The 21,286-nt window shown below is 68.2% G+C and carries 19 protein-coding genes; 15 read left to right on the forward strand and 4 right to left on the reverse strand.

Annotated features, from left to right (window positions below):
- Positions 1–291: a hypothetical protein gene (locus AC2YG9_RS12565; protein ID WP_487298312.1), complete on the reverse strand. Its 291-nt coding sequence runs from the start codon at positions 289–291 to the stop codon at positions 1–3.
- A gap of 374 nt (positions 292–665) precedes the next feature.
- Here AC2YG9_RS12565 and AC2YG9_RS12570 point away from each other — a divergent pair, with 374 nt between their 5' ends.
- The 15 genes from AC2YG9_RS12570 to AC2YG9_RS12640 all read left to right on the forward strand — a co-directional run bounded on the left by AC2YG9_RS12570 (position 666) and on the right by AC2YG9_RS12640 (position 15,704).
- The gene (locus AC2YG9_RS12570; protein WP_487298313.1) at positions 666–2,141 is read left to right on the forward strand and encodes a hypothetical protein; all 1,476 of its coding nucleotides are present in this window, start codon (positions 666–668) and stop codon (positions 2,139–2,141) included.
- 74 nt (positions 2,142–2,215) lie between these two features.
- Positions 2,216–4,867: a TonB-dependent receptor plug domain-containing protein gene (locus AC2YG9_RS12575; RefSeq protein ID WP_487298314.1), complete on the forward strand. Its 2,652-nt coding sequence runs from the start codon at positions 2,216–2,218 to the stop codon at positions 4,865–4,867.
- Between the two features lie 144 nt (positions 4,868–5,011).
- The gene (locus AC2YG9_RS12580) at positions 5,012–5,458 is read left to right on the forward strand and encodes a type II secretion system protein N (protein ID WP_487298315.1); all 447 of its coding nucleotides are present in this window, start codon (positions 5,012–5,014) and stop codon (positions 5,456–5,458) included.
- Positions 5,459–5,471: 13 nt separating this feature from the next.
- The gene (gene gspD / locus AC2YG9_RS12585; protein ID WP_487298316.1) at positions 5,472–7,481 is read left to right on the forward strand and encodes a type II secretion system secretin GspD; all 2,010 of its coding nucleotides are present in this window, start codon (positions 5,472–5,474) and stop codon (positions 7,479–7,481) included.
- Positions 7,478–8,983: a type II secretion system ATPase GspE gene (gspE, locus tag AC2YG9_RS12590; protein WP_487298317.1), complete on the forward strand. Its 1,506-nt coding sequence runs from the start codon at positions 7,478–7,480 to the stop codon at positions 8,981–8,983. The genes gspD and gspE overlap by 4 nt, the downstream gene beginning before the upstream one ends.
- The gene (gspF, locus tag AC2YG9_RS12595) at positions 8,970–10,175 is read left to right on the forward strand and encodes a type II secretion system inner membrane protein GspF (protein ID WP_487298318.1); all 1,206 of its coding nucleotides are present in this window, start codon (positions 8,970–8,972) and stop codon (positions 10,173–10,175) included. The genes gspE and gspF overlap by 14 nt, the downstream gene beginning before the upstream one ends.
- Positions 10,176–10,179: 4 nt before the next feature.
- Positions 10,180–10,620 (forward strand): type II secretion system major pseudopilin GspG, encoded by a 441-nt coding sequence (gene gspG, locus AC2YG9_RS12600; RefSeq protein WP_487298319.1) that lies wholly within the window; start codon positions 10,180–10,182, stop codon positions 10,618–10,620.
- Complete coding sequence (locus AC2YG9_RS12605; protein ID WP_487298320.1) at positions 10,592–11,059, forward strand: GspH/FimT family pseudopilin; 468 nt, start codon at positions 10,592–10,594, stop codon at positions 11,057–11,059. Before gspG ends, AC2YG9_RS12605 begins: the two co-directional genes overlap by 29 nt.
- Positions 11,049–11,411 (forward strand): type II secretion system minor pseudopilin GspI, encoded by a 363-nt coding sequence (gspI, locus tag AC2YG9_RS12610; protein ID WP_487298321.1) that lies wholly within the window; start codon positions 11,049–11,051, stop codon positions 11,409–11,411. The genes AC2YG9_RS12605 and gspI overlap by 11 nt, the downstream gene beginning before the upstream one ends.
- On the forward strand, positions 11,408–12,007 hold the full coding sequence (gene gspJ, locus AC2YG9_RS12615; RefSeq protein ID WP_487298322.1) for a type II secretion system minor pseudopilin GspJ: 600 nt from the start codon (positions 11,408–11,410) through the stop codon (positions 12,005–12,007). The genes gspI and gspJ overlap by 4 nt, the downstream gene beginning before the upstream one ends.
- Positions 12,004–12,987: a type II secretion system minor pseudopilin GspK gene (gene gspK / locus AC2YG9_RS12620; RefSeq protein ID WP_487298323.1), complete on the forward strand. Its 984-nt coding sequence runs from the start codon at positions 12,004–12,006 to the stop codon at positions 12,985–12,987. Before gspJ ends, gspK begins: the two co-directional genes overlap by 4 nt.
- Positions 12,984–14,072, forward strand: a complete 1,089-nt coding sequence (gene gspL, locus AC2YG9_RS12625) for a type II secretion system protein GspL (RefSeq protein ID WP_487298324.1) — start codon at positions 12,984–12,986, stop codon at positions 14,070–14,072. Before gspK ends, gspL begins: the two co-directional genes overlap by 4 nt.
- A complete protein-coding gene (locus AC2YG9_RS12630; RefSeq protein WP_487298325.1) occupies positions 14,069–14,536 on the forward strand; it encodes a type II secretion system protein M in 468 nt (155 codons plus the stop codon). The genes gspL and AC2YG9_RS12630 overlap by 4 nt, the downstream gene beginning before the upstream one ends.
- A complete protein-coding gene (gene gspN, locus AC2YG9_RS12635) occupies positions 14,533–15,237 on the forward strand; it encodes a type II secretion system protein N (RefSeq protein ID WP_487298326.1) in 705 nt (234 codons plus the stop codon). The genes AC2YG9_RS12630 and gspN overlap by 4 nt, the downstream gene beginning before the upstream one ends.
- A complete protein-coding gene (locus AC2YG9_RS12640; protein ID WP_487298327.1) occupies positions 15,234–15,704 on the forward strand; it encodes a hypothetical protein in 471 nt (156 codons plus the stop codon). Before gspN ends, AC2YG9_RS12640 begins: the two co-directional genes overlap by 4 nt.
- On the opposite strand, the gene AC2YG9_RS12645 is transcribed toward AC2YG9_RS12640, so the two are convergent.
- The 3 genes from AC2YG9_RS12645 to AC2YG9_RS12655 form a co-directional block, all read right to left on the reverse strand.
- A complete protein-coding gene (locus AC2YG9_RS12645; RefSeq protein ID WP_487298328.1) occupies positions 15,701–16,678 on the reverse strand; it encodes an NAD(P)H-dependent flavin oxidoreductase in 978 nt (325 codons plus the stop codon). The genes AC2YG9_RS12640 and AC2YG9_RS12645 overlap by 4 nt on opposite strands.
- A 9-nt stretch (positions 16,679–16,687) precedes the next feature.
- Positions 16,688–17,008, reverse strand: coding sequence for a GNAT family N-acetyltransferase (locus AC2YG9_RS12650; protein WP_487298329.1), 321 nt, complete (start codon positions 17,006–17,008; stop codon positions 16,688–16,690).
- Between the two features lie 116 nt (positions 17,009–17,124).
- The coding region (locus tag AC2YG9_RS12655; RefSeq protein WP_487298330.1) for a beta strand repeat-containing protein at positions 17,125–21,286 on the reverse strand (4,162 nt) is incomplete at its 5' end.

Raw genomic sequence — 21,286 nt, forward strand, 5'->3', positions numbered from 1 at the left:
TCAATCCTTGACCCAGCGCACGTCGCCGACCAATGCCGTCAGGCGCTTGTATTCGGCGGCGGTGATGCAGCGCGGAGCGTCCCACCCTCGGCTGCTGGCCGCTTCCTTGGCCGAGACGAAGATGACCTGGCCATGTTCTCGCTTGAACGCCCGGCGCGAGGCGTCGTCCCGCGCGCAGACGTAGAGCTCGCGGCTGGCGCGGGGGCCGGTATCGGACTCCATGACCGCCTTCACAGGCATGGCCTCGGCGCCCGCTGAGAGCATCGCGACGACCAGAGACATAACGATCATGAGATCCTCCTCCATGCCCGGCTCGAACGGCCAGGTTCCCAGGGGATGCTACGCCTTTGCGACAGTTTGTGAAGGTTATTTGTCAGCCTGTGGATAACTTTAGGCTGCTCGCTGGCCCCGGGTTCGAAAGCCCCGTTCGGGGCATCACGTCCGGCGCCGCAACGGATTGCGGGTTCGCAACAGTCCCTCGCCTCCCCGGGTCACCTCGGCCCAAACGCCGCGGGGCCGATTCAATACTGTCACAAAGCGTTGCCCTGAACGTCACGAACGGCGGCTATTCGCCATCCCCGGGCAGGCGGGGCCCACTCCCATAGCGGGGCCAGGCGGCTCCGCGTCCCCGCGTGCAGACGAACGCTTGTCACGTGGAGATCAGGATGTCCGGGCTCAAGAAATTCATGTCGGTGATGGCGGCGGCCAGCGCCAGCCTGCTGCTGGCCAGCTGCGGCGGCGCCGACGGCGTCGCCTCGCCGGGTGAAGGCGACTTCGGCGGCGGCGGCGGCGGCGGTGGCGGCGGTGGCGGTGGCGGCGGGGGTGGCGGCGGCGCGGCCGTCGATTGCCCGACCGGCTTCGCCAACGTCGGCACCATCAACGCCGCGGTCGGCGGCACGCTGCGCATCTGCCAGCTCCCCGCCCTGATCACCGGCAACCTTGTCGTCCCGCTGCGCACCGGCACCATCTACTCGGTCAGCGGCCGGGTCGACGTGGGCCAGGACCGCGGCGGCGCGGTCGCCGCTCCCATTGCCGGCGCGGCGCAGGGTATCCTGACCGTTGAACCGGGTGTCCGCATCTTCGGTTCGGCCGGTCTCGACTACGTCGTGGTCAACCGCGGCTCGCAGATCTTCGCCCAGGGCACGGCCGCCCAGCCGATCGTCTTCACCAGCCGCGCCAGCATCGAAGGCACGGCGACCACCGACAGCATCGGTCAATGGGGTGGCCTGGTCATCCTCGGCCGCGCCAACATTTCCAACTGCCCGGCCGCGGTCCCCTACGGCAGCGCCAACTGTGAAGCCCAGGTCGAAGGCACCAACGCCCTCTACGGCGGCAACAACAACGCCGACAACAGCGGCACCCTGCAGTACGTCCGCGTCCAGCACTCCGGCTTCCAGATCCTGCCGGGCAACGAGCTGAACGGCATCACCTTCGCCGGCGTCGGCAACGGCACGACCGTCGACCACATCCAGGTCCACAACAGCTCGGACGACGGCGTCGAGTTCTTCGGCGGCAACGTCAACGTCCGCTACCTGGTCCTGACCGGCAACGACGACGACAGCATCGACACCGACCAGGGCTACAGCGGCTCCATTCAGTACGCCCTGGTGGTCCAGCGCCCGAATGGCGGCGACCGCATCATCGAGGCCTCCATGGCTTCGCTCGCCACCGGCAACCCGCGCTCCAACCCGAAGATCTCCAACTTCACCTTCGTGGCCCGCGACAGCGGCAGCGACGCCATCGTCCTCAACACCGGCACCGACTACCAACTGTACAACGGCACGGTCACCCGTCCGGGCACGACCGGCGCCTGCTTGGATATCGACGACGCCAGCACCACCGCCACCTTCCGGTCCGTGTTCCTGACCTGCAGCCTGGCCTTCCGTGACGACGCCAACGTCAATGCGGCTGGGGCCTCGGCGATCTTCGGCCCGGGGGCGAACAACAACACCTCGAACGGGACCTCGACCCTGACCGGGACCTTCATCAACGGCGCCAACGAAAACGCCGTGGTGGTGACCAACCCGACGGGCCTCTCAGCCTTCTTCGCCAACCCGCTCAACATCGCGGCGGTGCGGAACGCGGCTGACACCTGGTACGCCACCTGGACCTGCGGCCTGACCGGCGGCGCGAGCTGCTGATGACCGATGCGGGGCGGCGGGTCATGCCCGCCGCCCAACGTCGCTCCGCGGTTTCCCAATCAAGGCACACTCTCATGTCGAAGCTACATCTGACCCTCACGGGTCTTCTGCTGGCCACCACGGCGCTCACCGCGCCGGGTCTCGCCGCAGCCCAGGACACGCCGGCCCCGGCTCCGGCCGAAGAGGAGGTCGAGGAGATCGTCGTCCTCGGCAAGAACATCCCCGAGCCGATGCGGGAAACCAGCGAGGTCGCCACTTACCTGCAGCCCGAAGACCTCAAGCGCCAGGGTGACGACAACGCCGCCGAGGCGTTGACCCGTCTTACCGGCGTGTCTCTGGTCAGCGGCAAGTTCGTCTATGTCCGGGGTCTGGGCGAGCGCTACAGCTCGGCCCTGCTCAACGGCTCCCCCCTGCCCTCGCCCGAGCCGCTCCAGCGGGTCGTGCCGCTGGACCTGTTTCCGGCCAGCATCCTGAGCGGCACCATCGTCCAGAAGACCTACTCGCCCAACTATCCCGGCGAGTTCGGCGGCGGCGTCATCGACCTGCAGACGGTCACCACCCCCGATGACCCCTTCTTCAGCATCGGGATGAGCACTGGCGGCAACACCGAGACCACCTTCCAGGAAGGTCTGACCTACTACGGTTCGGACACCGACTGGCTGGGCTACGACGACGGTACGCGCGATACCCCGCGCATCCTGCAGCGCATCTCCAAGGATCGCCTGCGGGTCAGCGAGGCCAACTACACGGACGCCGAGCTGCAGCAGATCGGCCGCAGCTTCGTCAACGCGCCGCTGAACCTGATCCAGCGCAAGAACAACATCGATCCCAACTTCGGGCTCGACATCTCGGCCGGTCGCTCGTTCGACCTGGGCGACGCCGGCTTCGTTGGCGTGATCGGCGTGCTGGGTTTCAAGAACGGCTGGAAGAGCCGCGACGGGATCCAGCAGGAAGGCATCGTCCAGGCGGGGGTGATCAGCGTCAACACCGACTACAATTTCCGCTCGACCGAGAACAACGCCGTGCTCAACGGCCTGTTCGGCCTGAGCTGGGAGTCCACCGACAGCGCCCACCAGGTGAAGTGGACCAACCTCTATATCCACTCGACGCTGAAGGAAGCCCGCATCCGCGAGGGCTACGACAGCAACGCTCCGGGCCAGGGCCTGGTGCGCGACGACTACACCGAGTGGTTCGAGCGCAGCCTGATCAACACCCAACTGGCCGGCTCGTCCGAGTTCGGGGATTTCAAGGTTTCCTGGCGCGGCGCCTTCGCCAAGACCTCGCGCAACAGCCCCTATGAGAAGGGCATCCGCTACTTCTGGGTCGACGCCGACAACGACGGCATCCAGGACGCCAACGAGCCCTACCGTCACGACGGCTCCTCGGTGCAGAACTACACCCGCTTCGGCGAGGTCGAGGACACCGTCGGCAGCTTCGGCATCGACGGCTCCTACGTCCTGCCGCTGTCGGACTCCCGCGAGATCATCCTCAGCGGCGGCGTCGCCTGGATGGACAACAACCGTCATGCCAGCCAGCGCGAGTTCCGCTTCCTGGCGCTCAACAACGCCATCCCGCTCGATGTCCAGGACAGCCGGGTCGATTTCCTGCTGTCGGATTTCAACATCGGCCCGCAGCTGTTCATGCTCCGTGAAACCACCGGCGCCGACGGCGCCTCGGCCTACAAGGCGGCGCTGGAAACGCGCGCGGCCTGGTTCCAGGTCGATGCCGAGATCATCCCGCTGGTCCGTGTCTCGATCGGCGCCCGTTACGAAGAGGCCGAGCAGGGGGTCAACCCCATCGACATCTTCTCCGGGCCCCTGCCCAGCGCGCCGAAGCTGGAAAACGAGTACTGGTTGCCGGCCACCACGGTGACCTGGAACTTCTTCGAGGACATGCAGCTGCGCTTTGGCCTTTCCAAGACCATCGCCCGGCCGCAGTTCCGCGAGCTGGCTCCGCAGACCTACCTCGATCCGGACACCGACCGCCTCTACATCGGCAACCCCTACCTGGTGGATTCCGAGCTGATCAACGTCGACGCCCGCTACGAGTGGTACTTCGACAAGGGCCAGTCGCTGACCTTCGGCGTCTTCTACAAGGACATCGACAAGCCGGTTGAAACCATCGTCAACGAAGGCGGCTCGAGCCTGCAGACCACCTTCCTGAACGCCCCGGCCGCCGTTCTTTACGGCGCCGAGATCGATGCGAAGGCCTACTTCGACATCCCGCTCGAGATGCAGTGGTTCAGCGACAAGCGCTGGCTGATCGCCGCCAACTACACCTGGACCAGCTCCGAGGTGAAGGTGGGCTCGGGCGACGTGGTCTACCCGCTGTCGGGTCTGGGCAGCCCCCGCCCCGCCATCGACTATGTCACCGACGGCGACACCCTGCAGGGACAGTCCGACCATCTGGCCAACCTGCAGTTCGGCTGGGAGGACGAGAACGCCAAGTCCCAGGCCACCCTGCTGTTGACCTATGTCAGTGAACGGATCGCCGCCCGGGGCCGCACCGGCTTCCCGGACCTGATCCAGGGCGAGACCGTCAACCTCGACTTCACCTACCGCAAGGGCTTCGAGGTGATGGGCAAGGAGATGGAGTTCGGCTTCGAGGCCCGCAACCTGCTCGGCGAAGACTCCGAGGAATTCCAGGAGCTTGGTGGCGGCCGCGTCGACACCAACACCTACGATCTGGGCCGCAGCGTCTCGTTCAGCATCTCGGCCAAGTTCTAGGTCAACCCTTGTAAGCGTTGGCAGGCGCTCCCTACCCGTCCGGGTGGGGAGCGTTTGTCATTGAAGCGTCACGGAAGTATCACTGACCTGCGGCACGGCGCGTCTAACCCGACCCATCGGTGTCGCAGCGGGGAAAGTTTCAGAGTGGTCCTTTGGCAGCGCCTTTTGCCGGGTGGCATCCAGGACGCTTCCGGCCGCGCCGCGGTCGAGGCGGTCCTCGTGCTGCTGCTGGCGATCCAGGCCGCGGGACTTGTGTGGGCGATCGCCGCCCCGGGCGGGCCGCCGCCGTCGAGGGCCGCCGCACAGACTTCCGACCTGTCGATCCTCACCCGCTTCAATCCGTTCCTCGGCCTTGACGCTGCTGCCGGCGGTCAGGCCTCGGGCCAGGCGATGCGGCTGTACGGCGTGCGCGCCGGGGCCGACGGTCGAGGCTCCGCCATCATCGGCACGGCCGATGGCAAACAGGCTTCCTACCTGGTCGGCGAAACCGTCGCGCCGGGCGTGACCCTGCAGGCCGTGCATGACAACCATGTGGTCCTGGCGCGCGGCGCCGCGACCACCAAGCTGACTTTCCCCGATGTCTCCCAATAAGGACGCCGCCCGCTTGAGGAACACCATCCGGACCCTCGCCCTCGCGGCCCTCTTCGGCGCGTCCGCCCTGGCGCCCGCCGCGCCTGCCCTGGCGCAAACCCAGGTGCTGAATGTTCAGGATGCGGACATCCGCGCCTTCATCCAGGACGTCGCCCGCAGCACCGGTCGCACCTTCATCATCGACCCGCGCGTCAAGGGCACGGTCAGCGTCGCCAGCGATGGGCCGCTGAGCAAGACCGAGCTGTTCGAGGTCTTCCTGGCGACCCTGCGCTCCAACGGCTACATCGCCATCCCCACCGGTCCGACCTCCTATCGCATCGAGCCGGCCGAGAACGCCGCACGCGCCCCGTCGGCGGGCCGCAGCGGGTTCGTCACCGAGGTGTTCCGCCTGCGCACCATCGACGCGGCCGGCGCCGCCGAGATGATCAAGCCGCTGGTCGGACCCCAGGGCGTGGTGACCGCCAATCCGCGCGGCAACACAGTGGTCGTCGCCGACTACGCCGACAACATGCGCCGCATCCGGGGCCTGATCGGCCAGATCGACCAGGACCGGGCCCAGGTCCAGACCGTCACCCTCAAGTACAGCCGGGCGACTGAAATCGCCCGCGTGCTCAACGACCTGACCTCCGCGCCGGGAGCCGATGGCAAGGGCGGGCGCGGCGCGGTCGCCATCGTGGCGGTCGAGAGCAGCAACTCCATCATGCTCCGGGGCGACGCCGACGCCATCGCCCGGCTGATCCCGATCATCACCGACCTCGACAAACGCGCCCAGTCCAGCGCCGACATCCAGGTGGTCTTCCTCAAGCACGCCAACGCCGAGGAGATGCTGCCCGTCCTGCAGCAACTGGTCGGCCAGCAGCAGACTGCGCCGTCCGGCGGCAAGACCAGCCAGGAGACCGGCTCGGCCGCCCCCGCCGCCGCCCCGGCCCCCGGCTCGCAGCGCGCCAACCTCGCCCGCTATCCCGGCGCCAACGCCCTGATCATCAGCGCCGACCCCGAAACCCAGCGCATGCTGGCCGAGGTTATTCGCCAGCTCGACGTGCGGCGTGAGCAGGTGCTTGTGGAGGCCATCGTCGTCGAGGTGTCCGACGGCGCCGCCCAGAGGCTGGGCGTCCAGACCATCCTCGGCAGCCAGGGCGGCAACGTGCCCTTCGCGGCCACAAACTATTCCAACACCGGCCCCAACATCCTGGCCCTGACCGGGGCCATCGTCGGCGAGAACAACCTGCCGGAAGACAGCCAACTGCTGGCCCAGCTGCGCGACGCGGCGCTCAGTTCGCTGCTCAATTCCAATGGCGCGCTCGGCGCGGTCACGGGCACGCTCACCGGCGACACCCTGTTCGGCTTCATCATCAACGCGGTGCGCGAGGACAGTTCCTCCAAGCTGCTGTCGACGCCGCATGTGCTGACGCTCGATAACCGCGAGGCCTCGATCCTGGTCGGCCAGGAAATCCCGATCACCACCGGCGAGGTGCTGGGCGACGCCAACTCCAACCCCTTCCGCACCGTCCAGCGCCAGGACATCGGTATCAAGCTGACCGTCACGCCGCAGATCAACGCCGGCGGCGGCATCACCCTGCATCTGCGCCAAGAGGTGTCGGCCATCGCCGGCACCGTGACGACCAACAATCCCGAGCTGATCCTCAACAAGCGGGTCGTTGAAACCACCGCCGTCATCGGCGACGGCGAGATCGTCGTCCTGGCCGGCCTGCTGCAGCAGGACGAGTCCATCAGCCTCGAGCGCACCCCGTTGCTCAGCGACGTGCCGCTGCTGGGCGAGCTGTTCAAGAGCCGCGCCCGCGAGGGCAAGCGCACCAACCTGATGATCTTCCTGCGCCCTCGCATCATTCGCAACGACGAGGACGCCCGCGCCGTCACCGGACCGCGCTACGAACTGCTGCGCCAGCAGCCCGCCTTCAGCAACAAGGACGGCAGCAACGATCTCGACACGGTCATCGTGGACCAGCTGGGCGCCACCCCGCCGAACGTGCCGCCGCCTCCGGTCGCTGCGCCGCCGAAATGATCACCCTGGCCGACCCGACCCTGTCCTACGGATTCGCCAAGCGGGCGGGCGTGCTGCTCCTCTCGCTCGGCGAGACGGCGCGAGTCGGCCTGCGCGAAGGCTCCGATCCCGCCGCCCTGGTCGAGGCGCGCCGGGTGCTGGGCCGCCCCCTGACCATCGAAAGCCTCTCGCCCTCCGCCTTCGACCGGCAGTTCTCGGAAGTCTACGCCGGCGAAGGCCTCGCCGCCTCCAGCGCCGACAGCGTAGAGATGGCCGGCGGCCTCGACGCCCTGCTCGACGACATCCCCGCCACCGCCGACCTGCTCGACCCGCAGGACGAGGCCCCGGTCATCCGGCTGATCAACGGCCTGATCGCTGAGGCCGCCCGTCTCGGCGCCTCCGACATCCATATCGAGCCCTTCGAGAAGGCGGTCACCGTCCGCTTCCGTGTCGACGGCGTGTTGCGCGAAGTGCTCAGCCTGCCCCAGCGTATCGGCCCGCTGCTCGTCTCGCGCATCAAGGTCATGGCGCGGCTGGACATCGCCGAAAAGCGGCTGCCGCAGGACGGCCGGATCTCCCTGGCGCTGGGCGGCAAGGCGCTCGACGTCCGCGTCTCCACCCTGCCCGCCCGTGTCGGCGAGCGCGTGGTCCTGCGCATCCTCGACAAGGACCAGGCCGGCCTGCAGCTGCAGCAGCTGGGCATGCCGCCTGCCCTGCTGCGGCTTTTTGAATCCGCGGTACGCGAGCCGCACGGCATCATCCTGGTCACCGGCCCGACCGGTTCCGGCAAGACCACCACCCTTTATGCCGGCCTGGCCCTGCTCAACGACGCCAGCCGCAATATCCTGACCATCGAGGATCCGGTCGAGTACGCCATGCACGGCGTCGGCCAGACCCAGGTCAACGCCAAGGTCGGCATGACCTTCGCCGCCGGCCTGCGCGCCATCCTGCGCCAGGACCCGGACGTGGTCATGGTCGGCGAAATTCGCGACAGCGAGACGGCCCAGATCGCCGTCCAGGCCGCCCTCACCGGCCACCTTGTGCTGTCCACCGTTCACACCAACGACGCCGCCGGCGCCGTCACCCGCCTGCGCGACATGGGCGTCGAGCCCTTCCTGCTGGCTTCGACCCTGCGCACCGTTCTGGCCCAGCGGCTGGTCCGGCGGCTCTGCGACGTCTGCCGCGAACCCCACCCGGCCGATGCCGCCACGGCCCGCCGCCTCGGTGTCTCCGAGGGCCAGACCCTGTTCCGCGCCAGGGGATGCGAGCACTGCAACAACACCGGCTATCAGGGCCGCATCGGTGTCTATGAAGCCATCCGCATCGACGAGCACGTCCGCGGCCTGATCGCCTCCAACGCCGACGAGCAGGCGATCAGCGCCGGCCTTTCGGAGTCCGGCGACCTCGCCAGCGACGCCCGTGAGCTGGTCCTGAGCGGCGTCACCACGCTGGAAGAAATGCTGCGCGTCACCCGCCAGACGGCCGAAACCCAAACGGGAGCCGCGGGCCATGGCGGCGTTTGAGTATCTGGCGCTGGACGCGCAAGGGACGGCCCGCAACGGCGTGATCAGCGCCGCCGACGAAGGCGCGGCGCGGGCCATCCTGGAGAAGCGCCGCCTGGCCCCCGTCCGACTGACGGCCGCCAACGACAGCGGCCCGGGCCTGAGCCTGTTCCGCGAGAGGCTGTCGCCCAGGGACCTGTCACTGATCACTCGCCAGCTTTCGACCCTGGTTTCGGTCAGCCCGCTGGAAGAAGCCCTCCGGGCCATCGCCCAGAACAGCGAGCAGCCCAAGGTCCGGGCCATTCTCGGCGAGGTTCACGCCGGTATCCGCGAAGGCTTCCGCCTGTCCGAGGCCATGGGCCGCCGGCCGGCCAGCTTTCCGCCCCTCTACCGGGCCATGGTCGCGGCCGGCGAAGCCTCTGGTTCCCTACCCGCCATCCTCGACCGCCTCGCCGACCTTCTGGAACAGGAGCAGGCGGTCCGCGCCAAGCTGACCACGGCGCTGGTCTATCCTCTGGCCCTGGCCGCGACCGCCATCCTGGTGGTGATCGCCCTGATGACCTTCGTGGTTCCCAAGGTGGTTGATCAGTTCGACAGCATGGGCCAGTCCCTGCCGCTGCTGACCCGCGTCATCATCGGGGTGTCGGACGCCATGCAGGCCTACGGCTGGATCGGCCTGATCCTGCTGGTCGTCGGCGGCCTCGCCTTCGCCCAGGGGATGCGCAACCCCGGCTTCCGTCTGGCCGTCGACGGCGCCCTGCTGCGCCTGCCGCTGATCGGCCGGCTGCAACGGGAGGCGAACGCCGCCCGCCTGGCCCGCACCCTGTCGACCATGCTGGCCAGCGGCCTGCCGATCCTCGAGGGCCTGACCCTGACCGCCCGCACCGTCGGCAACAGCGTCCTGCGCCGCGCCACCGAGGACATGACCGTCGCGATCCGGGAAGGCGGCGGTCTGTCCGCGGCGCTGCGCAAGGCCGGGGTCTTCCCGCCGGTGTTGCTGTACATGGCCGCCAGCGGCGAAGCCTCCGGCCGGCTGGAGATGATGCTGTCGCGCGCCGCGGACTATCTGGAACGCGAGTTCAACACCTTCACCAGCGCCGCGCTCAGCCTGCTGGAGCCGGCAATCATCATCGTCATGGGGGTGGTGGTCGCCACCATCGTCCTGTCCATCCTGCTGCCCATCCTGCAGATCAACACCCTGGCTATTGGTTAGAATGATGTCGCAAGACGTTGAAAACAAACGCCCCCGCCGCGCCGGCTTCACCCTCGTCGAGATGATGGTCGTTGTCGTCATCCTCGGCCTGCTGGCCACCGTCGTGATCATCAATGTCCTGCCCGCCCAGGGCCGCGCCATGAAGGAAAAGACCCGCGCCGACATCGCCACCCTCGAGCAGGCGGTGGAGAGCTACAGGCTCGACACCTTCGTCTTCCCCCGCGGCGAGGCCGGGCTGCAGGCCCTGGTCACCGCCCCGACCGGCGTCGCCGCCAGCCGCTACCGCGAGGGCGGCTATATCAAGCGCCTGCCGGACGATCCCTGGGGCAACCCCTATCAGTACCGCTACCCGGGCAAGCACGGCCCATTCGACATCTACAGCTATGGCGCCGACGGCCAGGAGGGCGGCGAAGGCGATGACGCGGACATCGGCAACTGGAAATAGCCGGTCCCGCCACGGCTTCACCCTCGTCGAGTTGATGGTGGTGCTGGCCGTGCTCGGACTGATGGCGGCCGTGGTGGTCGTGGCCATTCCGGACGGCGCCATGACCGTGGCCGCCGAGGGTGAGCGTTTTGCCGCCCGGCTCAAGCGGGCGCAGGAGGAAGCGGTGCTGGTAAATCGGCCGGTGGAGGTGGCGACGACCGATGACGGCTACGCCTTCCGGGTGCGCGGCGCCGGCGGCTGGCGGGCGCTCGACGAGGGCCCGTTCAGGCCAGAAACCTGGCTGCCAGGAACCACTGTGGCGGCCGAGAAAGACATCCGCCGCGTGACCTTCGATCCGACCGGCGTCGCCACGCCCGGGCATTTCACGCTCCGCCGGGGCGGCAAGACCGTCGAGGTGCTGATCGATCAGGCCGGCAATGTGAGGGTCGATGCGCAATAGGGCCGGCTTCACCCTGATCGAGCTGTTGGTGGCGCTGACGGTGTTCAGCCTGGCCGCCATGGCGCTGATCAACCTGTCGGGCGAGAACACCCGGGCGGCCGGCCGTATCGAGACCAAGGCCCTGGCCGCCGTGGTCGCCGAGAACCGCGCCGTCGAGGAGCTGACCAGCGAACGTCCCCCGGCCATCGGCGTGGTCAACGGCGCCGAACAGGCCGGCATGCGGACCTGGCGTTGGAACCGCAGGGTCCTGGCGACCGCCGATCCCGACATCCTGCGCATCGACATCGTCGTGCTCGACCCCGCCTCGCCGAGGCCCGCCAGCGTCCTGACCGTATTCCGGAGCGTCAAATGAGGCGCGGCGGGTTCACCCTGGTGGAAATGCTGGTGGCGCTGTTCGTCTTCGGACTGCTGGCGGCGGCCGGGGCGGCGGTGATGGGATCGACCCTGACCAGCCAGTCGGCGGTGAAGAGCCGGGTCGAGCGCTTCGCCGACTTCCAGCGCCTGCGCGCCACCCTGCGGGCCGACCTGGCCCAGGCCGCGCCGCGCCGGACCCGTGACACAACGGGCGCGCCGGCCGGCGTCGCCTTCATCGGCGGCGATCCCTGGGGCGGCAACAGCGAGCGGCTATTCGTGGTGGTCCGCCGCGGCTGGGAAAACCCCGACCGGGCCGCCCGCCCCTCGCTGCAGTATGTCGAATACCGGCTGTCGGGCCGACGTATCGAACGGCGCGTCCGGGCGGCGCTTGACGGGACGGCCCTGGGGCCTGCCCAGGTCCTGCTCGACGGGGTCGACGCCAGCCAGGTCGCCTTCCTGCACAATGCCGCGTGGCAGTCGGCGTGGAAGGGGCAATCGGGGGTCGAGCTGCCCCGCGCCGTGCGGCTGGACCTGACAGTCGAAGGGATCGGGCCGATCACCCAGCTGTTCCTGACCGCGGGCGACGGCCGATGAGGTATCCCGGCAAGCCGCATGAAAAGGGCGTCGCCCTTCTGACCGTCCTCCTGATGGTGGCGGTGATGTCGGCCATCGCCGTCGGGGTGCTGGACGACATCCGCTTTGGCCTGCGGCGCACCTTCAACGCCGCCACGGCGACCCAGGGACAGTACTTCGCCATCGGCGCCGAACAGCTGGCCCGCGCGCGCATCAGCCGGCTTCTGGAGCGCGACGCCACCCGCACTTCGTTGGAAGGCGGCTGGAACGGCCGGCCCATCGTCTTCCCGATCGAGAACGGCCAGATCCTGGCCAAGGTCACCGACGGCACGGCCTGTTTCAACCTCAACAGCCTGGTGCTGGCCGGCGGCGGCGAGCCCTTCGTGCGCCGTGAACAGGGCGTGCGCCAGTTCACCGCTCTGCTGACGGCCCTGAACCAGCCGCAGGCCGAAGCGCTCTCCAACGCCCTGGCCGAATGGATGGACAGCAACAACGTCGGCGCGCCGGGCACGGAGGACGACGGCTATCTCAAGGGGCCAGCGCCCTACCGGACCGCTTCGGTCCCCCTTGCCGAGGTCAGCGAGCTGCGCGCCGTGCAGGGCTTCACGCCGGCCGTGTACGCCGCCCTGCGCCCCTATGTCTGCGCCCTGCCCACCACCGACCTTTCGCCGGTCAACATCAACACCCTGGGCGAGGATCGCGCCGTCGTCCTGACCGCCCTGACCGAGGGTGGGGTTTCCGTCAGCGCCGCCCGCGCCGTCCTGGCCGGACGCCCGGCCGGCGGATTCACCGACCTGGCCGCCTTCTGGGCCAATCCGGCCTTCGCCCAGCTGCCAGCCGACGCCGGCGTCCGAAGCCAGGTCGATCTGCGGTCGCGCTATTTCAAACTCGATGCCGAGGTGGCCTTCGCCGGAGGCGATGTCACCCTGAGCTCGCTCTTCGAAGCCCCTTCGCCCGGCGGCGTCCGCCTGGTCGCCCGCCGATGGACCCACGACGAATGAACCGCCTGATCATCCTGTTCGCCGATCCTGAACGACCCCCGGAGGTGCTGGAAGCCCAGGGAGGCGAGGTGCTGCGCTACGATGTCATGCGCCCGGGCGAGGCCGACGGCTGGGCCCCGGCCCGCACGGTGCTGGTGACGCCGGGAGCGGATGTCGTCGCCCGCTGGCTGGATCTGCCGGCGGCCAGCGACGCCCAGGCCCGCTCGGCCGCCGCGTTCATGCTCGAAGAGGCCCTGGCAGCGGCCCCCGAGCGCCAGCACATCGCCGTCGGTCGGCGCGGGGACGGCCCGCGTCTGACCGCCGTCGTCGATGCCCCTCGCCTGCAGGGATGGCTGGACAGGGCCGCCGCCCTCGGCTTCAGGCCGGACGTGGTCACGCCCGATCACCTGATCCTGCCGCCGGCGGAGGACCGCCTGGTCGGTGTGCGCTTTGGTCCGCTTCTGGCCGTGCGCGGTCCCAGCCTGGCCTTGTCCGGCGAGCCGGAGCTGCTGGCTGCCGTGCTTGGCGCGCAAACCCCGTCGCCGGCCAATCCCCTGGAATCCGCCGCCCTGCTGGCTCAGGGCGCCGAGGCTCCCGCCATCAACCTGCTGCAGGGCGCCTTCGCGCCGGGCGGCGAACGGGCCGAAGTGCGCGGCTGGAGACGGGCCGCGGTTCTCGCCGCGCTCGTGGTGATTTCGCCGCTGTTGATCGCCGGCGCCCAGATTGCCCGCAACACCGGCGCCGCCCTTGGCCTGGAGGACCGCGCCGACCGGCGGGCGGTCGCCATGGTTCCGTCCCTGCGGGGTCACAAGGACCCCGCCGGACAGGCCCTCGCGCGCCTGGAGGCCCGGCGATCCGCCGACCGTTTCCTCGAGCTCTCGGCCGCCGTTTTCCAGGTCGTGCAGGCCAGCGGCCCGGTGCGGATGGAAACCTTGGTCTATGGCGAAGACGGAGCCCTGAGACTCAGCGTGGCTTACGCCAACTATTCCGACCTCGACACGCTGAAAGCCGCCGCCGCTCAGGCGGGGCTCGACCTGATCGAGGACTCTACTGTCACTGAAGGCGGCCGCATCAGCACCGACCTCATCGTCCGGAGCGCCCGATGATTGACCGCCTGCGCCCAGCCTGGGAGGCCCGCTCCCGGCGCGAACAGATCATGCTGGCGGTAATGGGCCTGGCCCTGCTGCTGGTTGTCGGCTGGTTCGCGGTGCTGGTCCCGCTGAACGGCGCCGTGAAGGGCTCCGAGGCCCGGCTGAGCAAGGCCGGCGACCGGTTCGCCCAACTGGACGCCGCCGCCCGGGCCGGCGGCCTGCCGGTGACATCTGGCCAACCTCTGCAGGCGGTGGTGGAAACCTCCGCCGCCTCCGCGGGCCTGACCATCGACCGCCGCCGCGAGGAGGCCGACGGACGCCTGACCGTCTGGCTGACCGGCGCCGATCCCGGCCTGATGATGGGCTGGCTGACCAGCCTTGCCCGGAGCCAGGGGGTCGCCGTCAGCGAAATGACCGCCTCACGCACCGACGGCGGCCTGCTGGAAGCGCAGATCACCCTGCAGAGACCTGCGCCATGAAGACCCGGTCCCTGCTGATCCTGTTTGTCGCCGCTCTTCTGATCGCCCTGGTCGTCCGGGCCCCGCTCACGCTGGCGTTCGGCGCGGCCAAGGGCCGACTCAGCGCCGAGCAGGTCGAGGGAACGGTGTGGAGCGGCCGCCTGACCGGCGCCAATCTGTCCGGGCTGCCGCTGGGCGAGGTGAAGACCCGGACGCAGATCCTGCCGCTTCTGACCGGTTCGGTGCGCCTTGAGGCCCAGGCCCGGGGCGCGGCCTTTACCGGCAAGGGCCGCCTGCTGACAGCGGGCTCCCGCACCGGCGCCGACCAGGTCACCGGCCTGTTGGCGCTTGAGCGGCTGGGATTTTCAGGCCCGGTCAGCGGCGGCCTCAAGCTGGACCGGGTCGATGCGGTGTTCCAGCGCGGCCAGTGCCGCAAGGCCGCGGGCAAGGCCACCGCCCAACTCGGCGGGACCGGTCCGCTGCCCCAACCCGTCACCCTGACCGGTTCGCCCGTGTGCAGCGCGGGGCGCTGGGCGCTGCCCATGGCCGGTGAGGCCCAGGGCCTGCGTATCGAGGCGCTGATCAGCCTGGGCGGCGATGGCGGCTGGCGCTCGGAACTGATCCTCATTCCCACCGACCCGGCTTTAGGGCAGGTTCTGGCCGCCGCCGGCTTTACCCAGGACGGCGACCGCTGGCGCCGAACCGCCGAGGGACGTCCATGATCCGCCTTGTGACGCTAGCCGCCATCACCCTGGCCGCCACCGCCGCCCTCGCCGCGCCGAAGACCCAGAACGCCCCCGCGCCCAACGACGGCGGCGTGCCGTTCGGCGAACTGGCGCAGCAGAAGCTGGCGCCGGGCCAATGCGCCCTCTTTCTGTGGGCCAACACCAGCCCGGCCCGGCGCGTCCTCATGGCGACCCAGAACCCGGCCTCGGCCCGGGTGGTGATGAAGGGCAAGACCCTGGACCTTCCATTGACCGGCTGGGACGGCGAACAGGTCATGGGGCTCTATGAGGAACAGACCTTCACCGGCGAAGGCCTGACCCTCACCGTCCGCTTCCGCGGCGAGACGCCCAACGGGCTTATTGGCGGGGTGGTTGCCCGGGACGGCTCGATCGAGCTGAAAGACGCTACCGGCTGGGAAACCGTGGTCCCCGCAGCCGGTATGATCGCCTGTCAGGCGTCCTAAGCCGCCAGGAACCCTTCCAGGCGCCCGCGGATGATCTGCTCGGCCTCGCTCATGATGCGGTCGATCAGTTCCTTGCAGGTCGGAATGTCGTGGATCAGGCCCGCAACCATGCCGCAGGACCAGGCCCCGGCCTCCATCTCTCCATCGATCATGATTTTCGGATAAACTCCCGCCACTTCGGCGAAAATATCCTCGAACTTGATGTTTAGACCGAGATCCTTTTCCTTCTGCAGCAGCCGCTCGACCGCCGCGTTGGTCAGGACGCGTTCGGTGTTGCGCAGCGGGCGCATGACCAGGCGGGTGTCCAGCTCGCTGGCGGCGACGATGGCCAGCTTCACGTTCTCATGGACCGGCGCTTCCTTGGTGGCGATGAACCGGGTGCCCATGTTCATGCCCTCCGCGCCCATCGCGAGAGCCGCGACCAGCGAACGGGCGTCGGCCATCCCGCCCGAGGCGACGAAGGGGATCTTCAGCTCTTCCGCCGCGCGGGGCAGCAGGATCATGTTGGGGACGTCGTCCTCGCCCGGGTGACCACCGCACTCGAAGCCGTCGACGCTGACCGCGTCACAGCCGATGGCCTCGGCCTTCAGGCTGTGGCGGACCGAGGTGCATTTGTGGATCACCTTGACGCCCGCTTCCTGCAGCGGCGGCAGCCATTTGGCCGGGTTGTTGCCGGCCGTCTCGACGGCCTTGATCCCACCATCGAGAATAGCCTTCACATAGCCCGGGTAGTCGGGCTGATTGACCGACGGCAGGAAGGTCAGGTTCACCCCGAACGGCTTGTCGGTCATCTCCTTGCACTTGGCGATCTCGTTGGCGAGATCCTCCGGCGTGCGCTGGGTCAGGCCGGTGATGATGCCCAGCCCCCCGGCGTTGGAGACCGCGGCAGCCATCTCGGCGAAGCCGACGAAGTGCATGCCGCCCTGGATGATCGGGTGCTCGATGCCGAAGAGTTCGGTGATGCGGGTCTTCATGTTCCGTCCCTAGGATTGAATGCCGAGCTTCGACCGGAAATCCGGATGGACCAGGTCGTGATACTCGGGGTGTTTGGTGATGTAGCCGGCGAAGAAGCTGCAGGTCGGTTTGACCTTTAGCGCCCTCTCCCGTGCGTAAGCCAAGCCGTGTTTGACCAGGGTCCCGCCAACGCCCCTGCCGGCGAAGGCCTCCGGCACGACGGTATGCGGAAAGACGATGCTGTCGCCCTCCAGCCGGTATTCTGCGAAGGCGGTCTCGCCCCCGAGGTGGACCTCGAAGCGGCCCGCGCCGCGATTGTCGACGACCTCGATGTTCTGCTCGTCCGGCATGCGCCCTCCCGTGTGGCGCGATCCTGCCCGGACGCGCGGAGGATGGCGAGACAGAAAAACGGGCCCGGCTGTCAGAGGACGGCCGGGCCCGCAAAGGCGCTCAGGTCAGTGGGTGATCAGAGGATCCAGCCGCCCGTCCCGTCCGGCTCGCCGCCGGTCAGGATCACCGGCGTTTCGGAGTTGCCCTGCAGGGTGATGCGGTAGTCCTCGACACCGTCGCCGTTGACGTCCATCCGAAGCTGGGTGGAGCCACCGCCGACGACCACAACCAGCTGGCCGGCCTGGCTGCTGAAGGCGCCGACAACGGTGAAGGCCTGATCGCCGCCCACATTGATGTTGGCGTCAATCGCCGACAGGTCGAGGACGTCGCCCAGGGCCGCGCTGAAGTCGCGGATCGAGTCCGCCTCCCGCGTACCGCTGGTAAGGACCGACTCGTTGACAGCCACAAAGCGGTCCGCCCCGTCGTCGCCCCACATCTGATCGTTGCCGACGCCGCCGACAATCGTGTCGGCGCCAGCACCCCCGCGCATGATGTCGTTGCCTGCCAGGCCGTAGAGGGTGTTGTTCCCACTGTTGCCGTTAAGGCTGTTGTTCAGGACGTTGCCCGTACCGGAGAGATCATCCCCGCCGGACAGGGTGAGGTTCTCGACGAAGCTGCTGAGGATGAAGTTGACGGAGGCGTTGACGGCATCGGTGCCGCCCCCGTCTTCCTCGGTCACCACATCGCCGGCGTTGTCGACCCAGTAGGTGTCATTCCCGGTGCCCCCGGCCATCTCGTCGGCGCCGGAGCCACCGTTGAGCTGATCGTTGCCGGAGCCGCCATCCAGATAGTCGGCGCCGTCATTGCCGTTCAGGATGTCGTTGCCGCCAAGGCCGAAGATGACGTCATCGTAGGAGCCACCGTTCAAGGTATTGGCGGCGCCGGTGCCGACGATCGGGTTGGATTCGCCGGTCACCGAGACGGTAAGCGTATGGGTGGTGGTGTCGGCCCCGTCCGAGGCGGTGTAGGTGAACACCTCCGTCACGATCTGGCCCGCGGACAGGCTGGGATCGGTGGCCGTGTAGGTGTAGCTGCCGTCCGGATTCAGCGTCAGGAAGCCGTGAGCGGCCGCGACCACGAACCGTCCCTGACCGTTCGGAGTGACCGCGTCACCGTTCTGGTCCAGCAGCGCCGTCACCGTGACGGTGTCGGCGTCCAGGTCGAACACATCGGCCAGAACGTTGCCATTGACCGCTTCGCCTTCGCTCACCGAAGCAACGTCGTCGGCGTCGATGAGCACCGCGTTGCCGTTATTGACGGTGACGGTGCGGTCGGTGAATTCGATCGCCTCGACCGCCGTCAGGGCGTCGATGCCGTCAGCCGAGGTCACCGTCAGAACCGCGCCGGCCTGAACAGCCGTCGCCGCCGTCGACAGGCCCGAAAGCCTGACGGTGTCGGTTCCGGCCTGGCCATCGATGAGGTCGTCGCCGGCCCCGCCGATGAGCAGATCGTCGCCGCCATTGCCCCACATCTGGTCCGCCGACGTGGTGCCGGTGATCGTCTGGCCAGCCGGCGATTCGGTGTTGTGCTCGCCGCGCAGGCTGGTGGCCCGCGGCTGGACAGGCAGGCTGACGTCCCAGGCCGAGGCGTCGTAACTCTCGCGGATGCCGTCGACGTTCAGCACCGAGGTGCCGGAGCCCGCCCAGTCCGCCGTGGCGCCGGACAGATCGACGTCGGTGATCGTGAGCCCGTCAAGGTTCTGGTAGTTGTTGATGGCCAGGCCCGACTTGTGGAAATCGCCGGTGATCACGACGTTGTCGATGGTCACTGAGCCGATCGGAACCGTGTCTTCCGTAGCCAGCAGGGCGTTCTCGGTGCCGTGGATCTCCAACCCGTAGTCCGGGCGATCCGCCGAATTCGGCACATCCGGACCTCCGGTATTCCCGTTCAGGGTCAGGTTCTGCAGAAGTGCATCGCCCTGCAGGCCGATCAGCTTGATCTGGGCGCCGCTGTTGAGGCCGGTCTCGCCATTGTTGTCGAAGACGCTGTCGGTGACCGTCAGCTGGTCGATCCCGCTGTTGTAGACGTACAGGCCCGTGTAGGCGTTGCCCTCGAAGGCCCCGTTGGTGAAGCTGAGCTCCCCGATACCCGTCGCGTTCACGTACATGCCGCCCGCGATGATGCTCCCGCCGTTCGATCCGGCGATGGTGAAGCCGTCAAAGCTGAGGTCCCCGCCCGCGAAGGCGCCGGTAACCAGAACCGTGGAGCCGACCGCGGACGCGGTGATGGTCACATCGCCTAGCGCCTGGAAGTTCAGTGGCTTGCCGGTGATCGTCAGGCTTTCGGTGTAGACCCCTTCGGCCACCACGATGGTGTCCCCGGCGGCGGCGCCGTTGATTGCGGCCTGGATGGAGCCGCCGGCCTCGACCAGCCAGAAGACCTGGCCCGTGCCGTCGACGACCCGTTCAACGCCGTCCAGCGTGTCGCCGCCGTCGGCATCAAGGGAGAAGACACCGCCGGCGTAGGAGATGTCGCCGAGGTCGATGTCGGCCTCATAGTGGGCCGTGTCGACCCCAAGCCCGCCGACCAGGGTGTCGGCGCCTTCGCCACCGGTCAGGCTGTCATTTCCGGAGCCGCCGGTCAGGCTGTCATTGCCGTCACCGCCGTCGACAGTGAGAACTCCGACGCTGGTCCCGCCGTCGATAATGTCCGCGCCGTCGCCGAGATCGACCACAATGGCGCCGCTGGAGTGCGGGTCGAGGGTCAGGCTGTCATCGCCGTCGGTGGCCGTGAAGCTGACCTGCGAGGTGGTCAGGTTGGCGAGGTCGCCATGCACGCTGTTATGGACGGCGTTGTCGATGGTGACGTTGACGACCGAGACCGCGGGACCGCCGACGGTCTTGCCCGCCTCCCCGATATGAATCCCGGTCGCCGTGCCGTCGATGACGCCGTTCTGGATGACCAGCGGGCTGCCGACCCAGGTGGCGGCATCCGGCGCGTCATAGGACGGGGCGTCGTCGCGCGCTTTGATCGAGATCGCAGCGCCGGCCGCGTGCGATGAACCGCCGCCGGCCGAAAGCCCGACGTTGGTGAACACGAAGTCGCTGATCAGGACGTTGCTGTACTCGCCATCCTTGAGGTTGATGTCGATACCGGCGCCGAAGCTGCCCAGGGGCGCGCCGAAGGTTTGACCGCGGCCGAAGTTGCCGACGTTGGTCATCGTGATGTTGATGATCTGGCTGTTCTCGAGGGACTCGAAGTAGACGCCCTTCTCGTTCAGGTCGAAGAAGTCGGTTCCATCGATCAACAGGTCGTTGACCGTGCCATTGGCGTTGTCGAGCGTCTTGAAGAAGGACAGGCCCAACTCACCGTCGGAGACCGAACCGCCGATGATGCTGAGGTCATCGGAGTTGGCCTCGGTGCTCTTGCGGTAGCCGACCACGAAGCCGGTGAGGTCCAGATCCTCGAGCGTGACATTGCTCGAGTTGCCGATCTGAACGGCGCGGTTGAAGTCATCGATGTTGAAGTTACGGACGACGATGTCATTGGCCTCGATGGTGAGGCCCGCGCCAGATGAATAGTTGGGACCCGTCGCCGTCTGCAGGAAGGTGGCCACAGAGTCGCCGTCGGCGAGACCGTTGTCAGTCTTCAAAGTGCCCTGAATGGTCACCTCGCCGAGGCCAATGAGGGTCAGGCCGCTTTTGTTGACGACCACGTTCTCCTGGTAGCTGCCCTCGGCGACGAGGATGGTCTCGCCCGCCGAGGCCGCCGCGATGGCCGCATTGATGGAGCCGCCGGCCGAGACCAGCCAGAAGACGTCGCCCGAGGCGTCAACCACCCGCTCGACACCGAGCGTATCCACGCCGTCGACGCTGAGGGTGAACACGCCGCCCGCGCCGCTGAAGTCCGAAACGCTGAGCTCGACATCGTAGTTCGCCGTATCGACTCCGAGGCCGCCGACGAAGATGTCGTCGCCGGCGCCGCCCGAGAGGCTGTCGTCGCCGTCACCGCCCGCAAGGGTGTCATTGCCTTCGCCGCCCATGATGCTGTCATTGCCGGCGCCGCCGGTCAGGCTGTCGGCGCCCGTGCCGCCGTCGATGGTCAGGACGCCGGTGCTGGTTCCGCCGTTGACGGTGTCCTCGCCGTCGCCGAGGTCGAAGGTGATGGTTCCGATCGACTGGGTGCTGACCACCCAGCTGTCGGCCTGGTCGCTGCCGATGACCTCGATGTTGGCGGCCGAGCGGCTTTCGATGTCGCCGTTCTGGGCGTTGTGGACCGCGCCGGTGATGACGACGTTT

Source organism: Caulobacter sp. SRI_014 (genome assembly GCF_057586315.1).

Excerpts from the sequence above, each read along its gene's own strand:
- AC2YG9_RS12565 (WP_487298312.1), bottom strand. The coding sequence starts at position 291 with ATGATCGTTATGTCTCTGGTCGTCGCGATGCTCTCAGCGGGCGCCGAG.
- AC2YG9_RS12570 (WP_487298313.1), top strand. The coding sequence starts at position 666 with ATGTCCGGGCTCAAGAAATTCATGTCGGTGATGGCGGCGGCCAGCGCC.
- AC2YG9_RS12575 (WP_487298314.1), top strand. The coding sequence starts at position 2,216 with ATGTCGAAGCTACATCTGACCCTCACGGGTCTTCTGCTGGCCACCACG.
- gspE (WP_487298317.1), top strand. The coding sequence starts at position 7,478 with ATGATCACCCTGGCCGACCCGACCCTGTCCTACGGATTCGCCAAGCGG.
- gspF (WP_487298318.1), top strand. The coding sequence starts at position 8,970 with ATGGCGGCGTTTGAGTATCTGGCGCTGGACGCGCAAGGGACGGCCCGC.
- gspG (WP_487298319.1), top strand. The coding sequence starts at position 10,180 with ATGTCGCAAGACGTTGAAAACAAACGCCCCCGCCGCGCCGGCTTCACC.
- AC2YG9_RS12605 (WP_487298320.1), top strand. The coding sequence starts at position 10,592 with ATGACGCGGACATCGGCAACTGGAAATAGCCGGTCCCGCCACGGCTTC.
- gspI (WP_487298321.1), top strand. The coding sequence starts at position 11,049 with ATGCGCAATAGGGCCGGCTTCACCCTGATCGAGCTGTTGGTGGCGCTG.
- gspJ (WP_487298322.1), top strand. The coding sequence starts at position 11,408 with ATGAGGCGCGGCGGGTTCACCCTGGTGGAAATGCTGGTGGCGCTGTTC.
- gspK (WP_487298323.1), top strand. The coding sequence starts at position 12,004 with ATGAGGTATCCCGGCAAGCCGCATGAAAAGGGCGTCGCCCTTCTGACC.
- gspL (WP_487298324.1), top strand. The coding sequence starts at position 12,984 with ATGAACCGCCTGATCATCCTGTTCGCCGATCCTGAACGACCCCCGGAG.
- AC2YG9_RS12630 (WP_487298325.1), top strand. The coding sequence starts at position 14,069 with ATGATTGACCGCCTGCGCCCAGCCTGGGAGGCCCGCTCCCGGCGCGAA.
- gspN (WP_487298326.1), top strand. The coding sequence starts at position 14,533 with ATGAAGACCCGGTCCCTGCTGATCCTGTTTGTCGCCGCTCTTCTGATC.
- AC2YG9_RS12640 (WP_487298327.1), top strand. The coding sequence starts at position 15,234 with ATGATCCGCCTTGTGACGCTAGCCGCCATCACCCTGGCCGCCACCGCC.
- AC2YG9_RS12645 (WP_487298328.1), bottom strand. The coding sequence starts at position 16,678 with ATGAAGACCCGCATCACCGAACTCTTCGGCATCGAGCACCCGATCATC.
- AC2YG9_RS12650 (WP_487298329.1), bottom strand. The coding sequence starts at position 17,008 with ATGCCGGACGAGCAGAACATCGAGGTCGTCGACAATCGCGGCGCGGGC.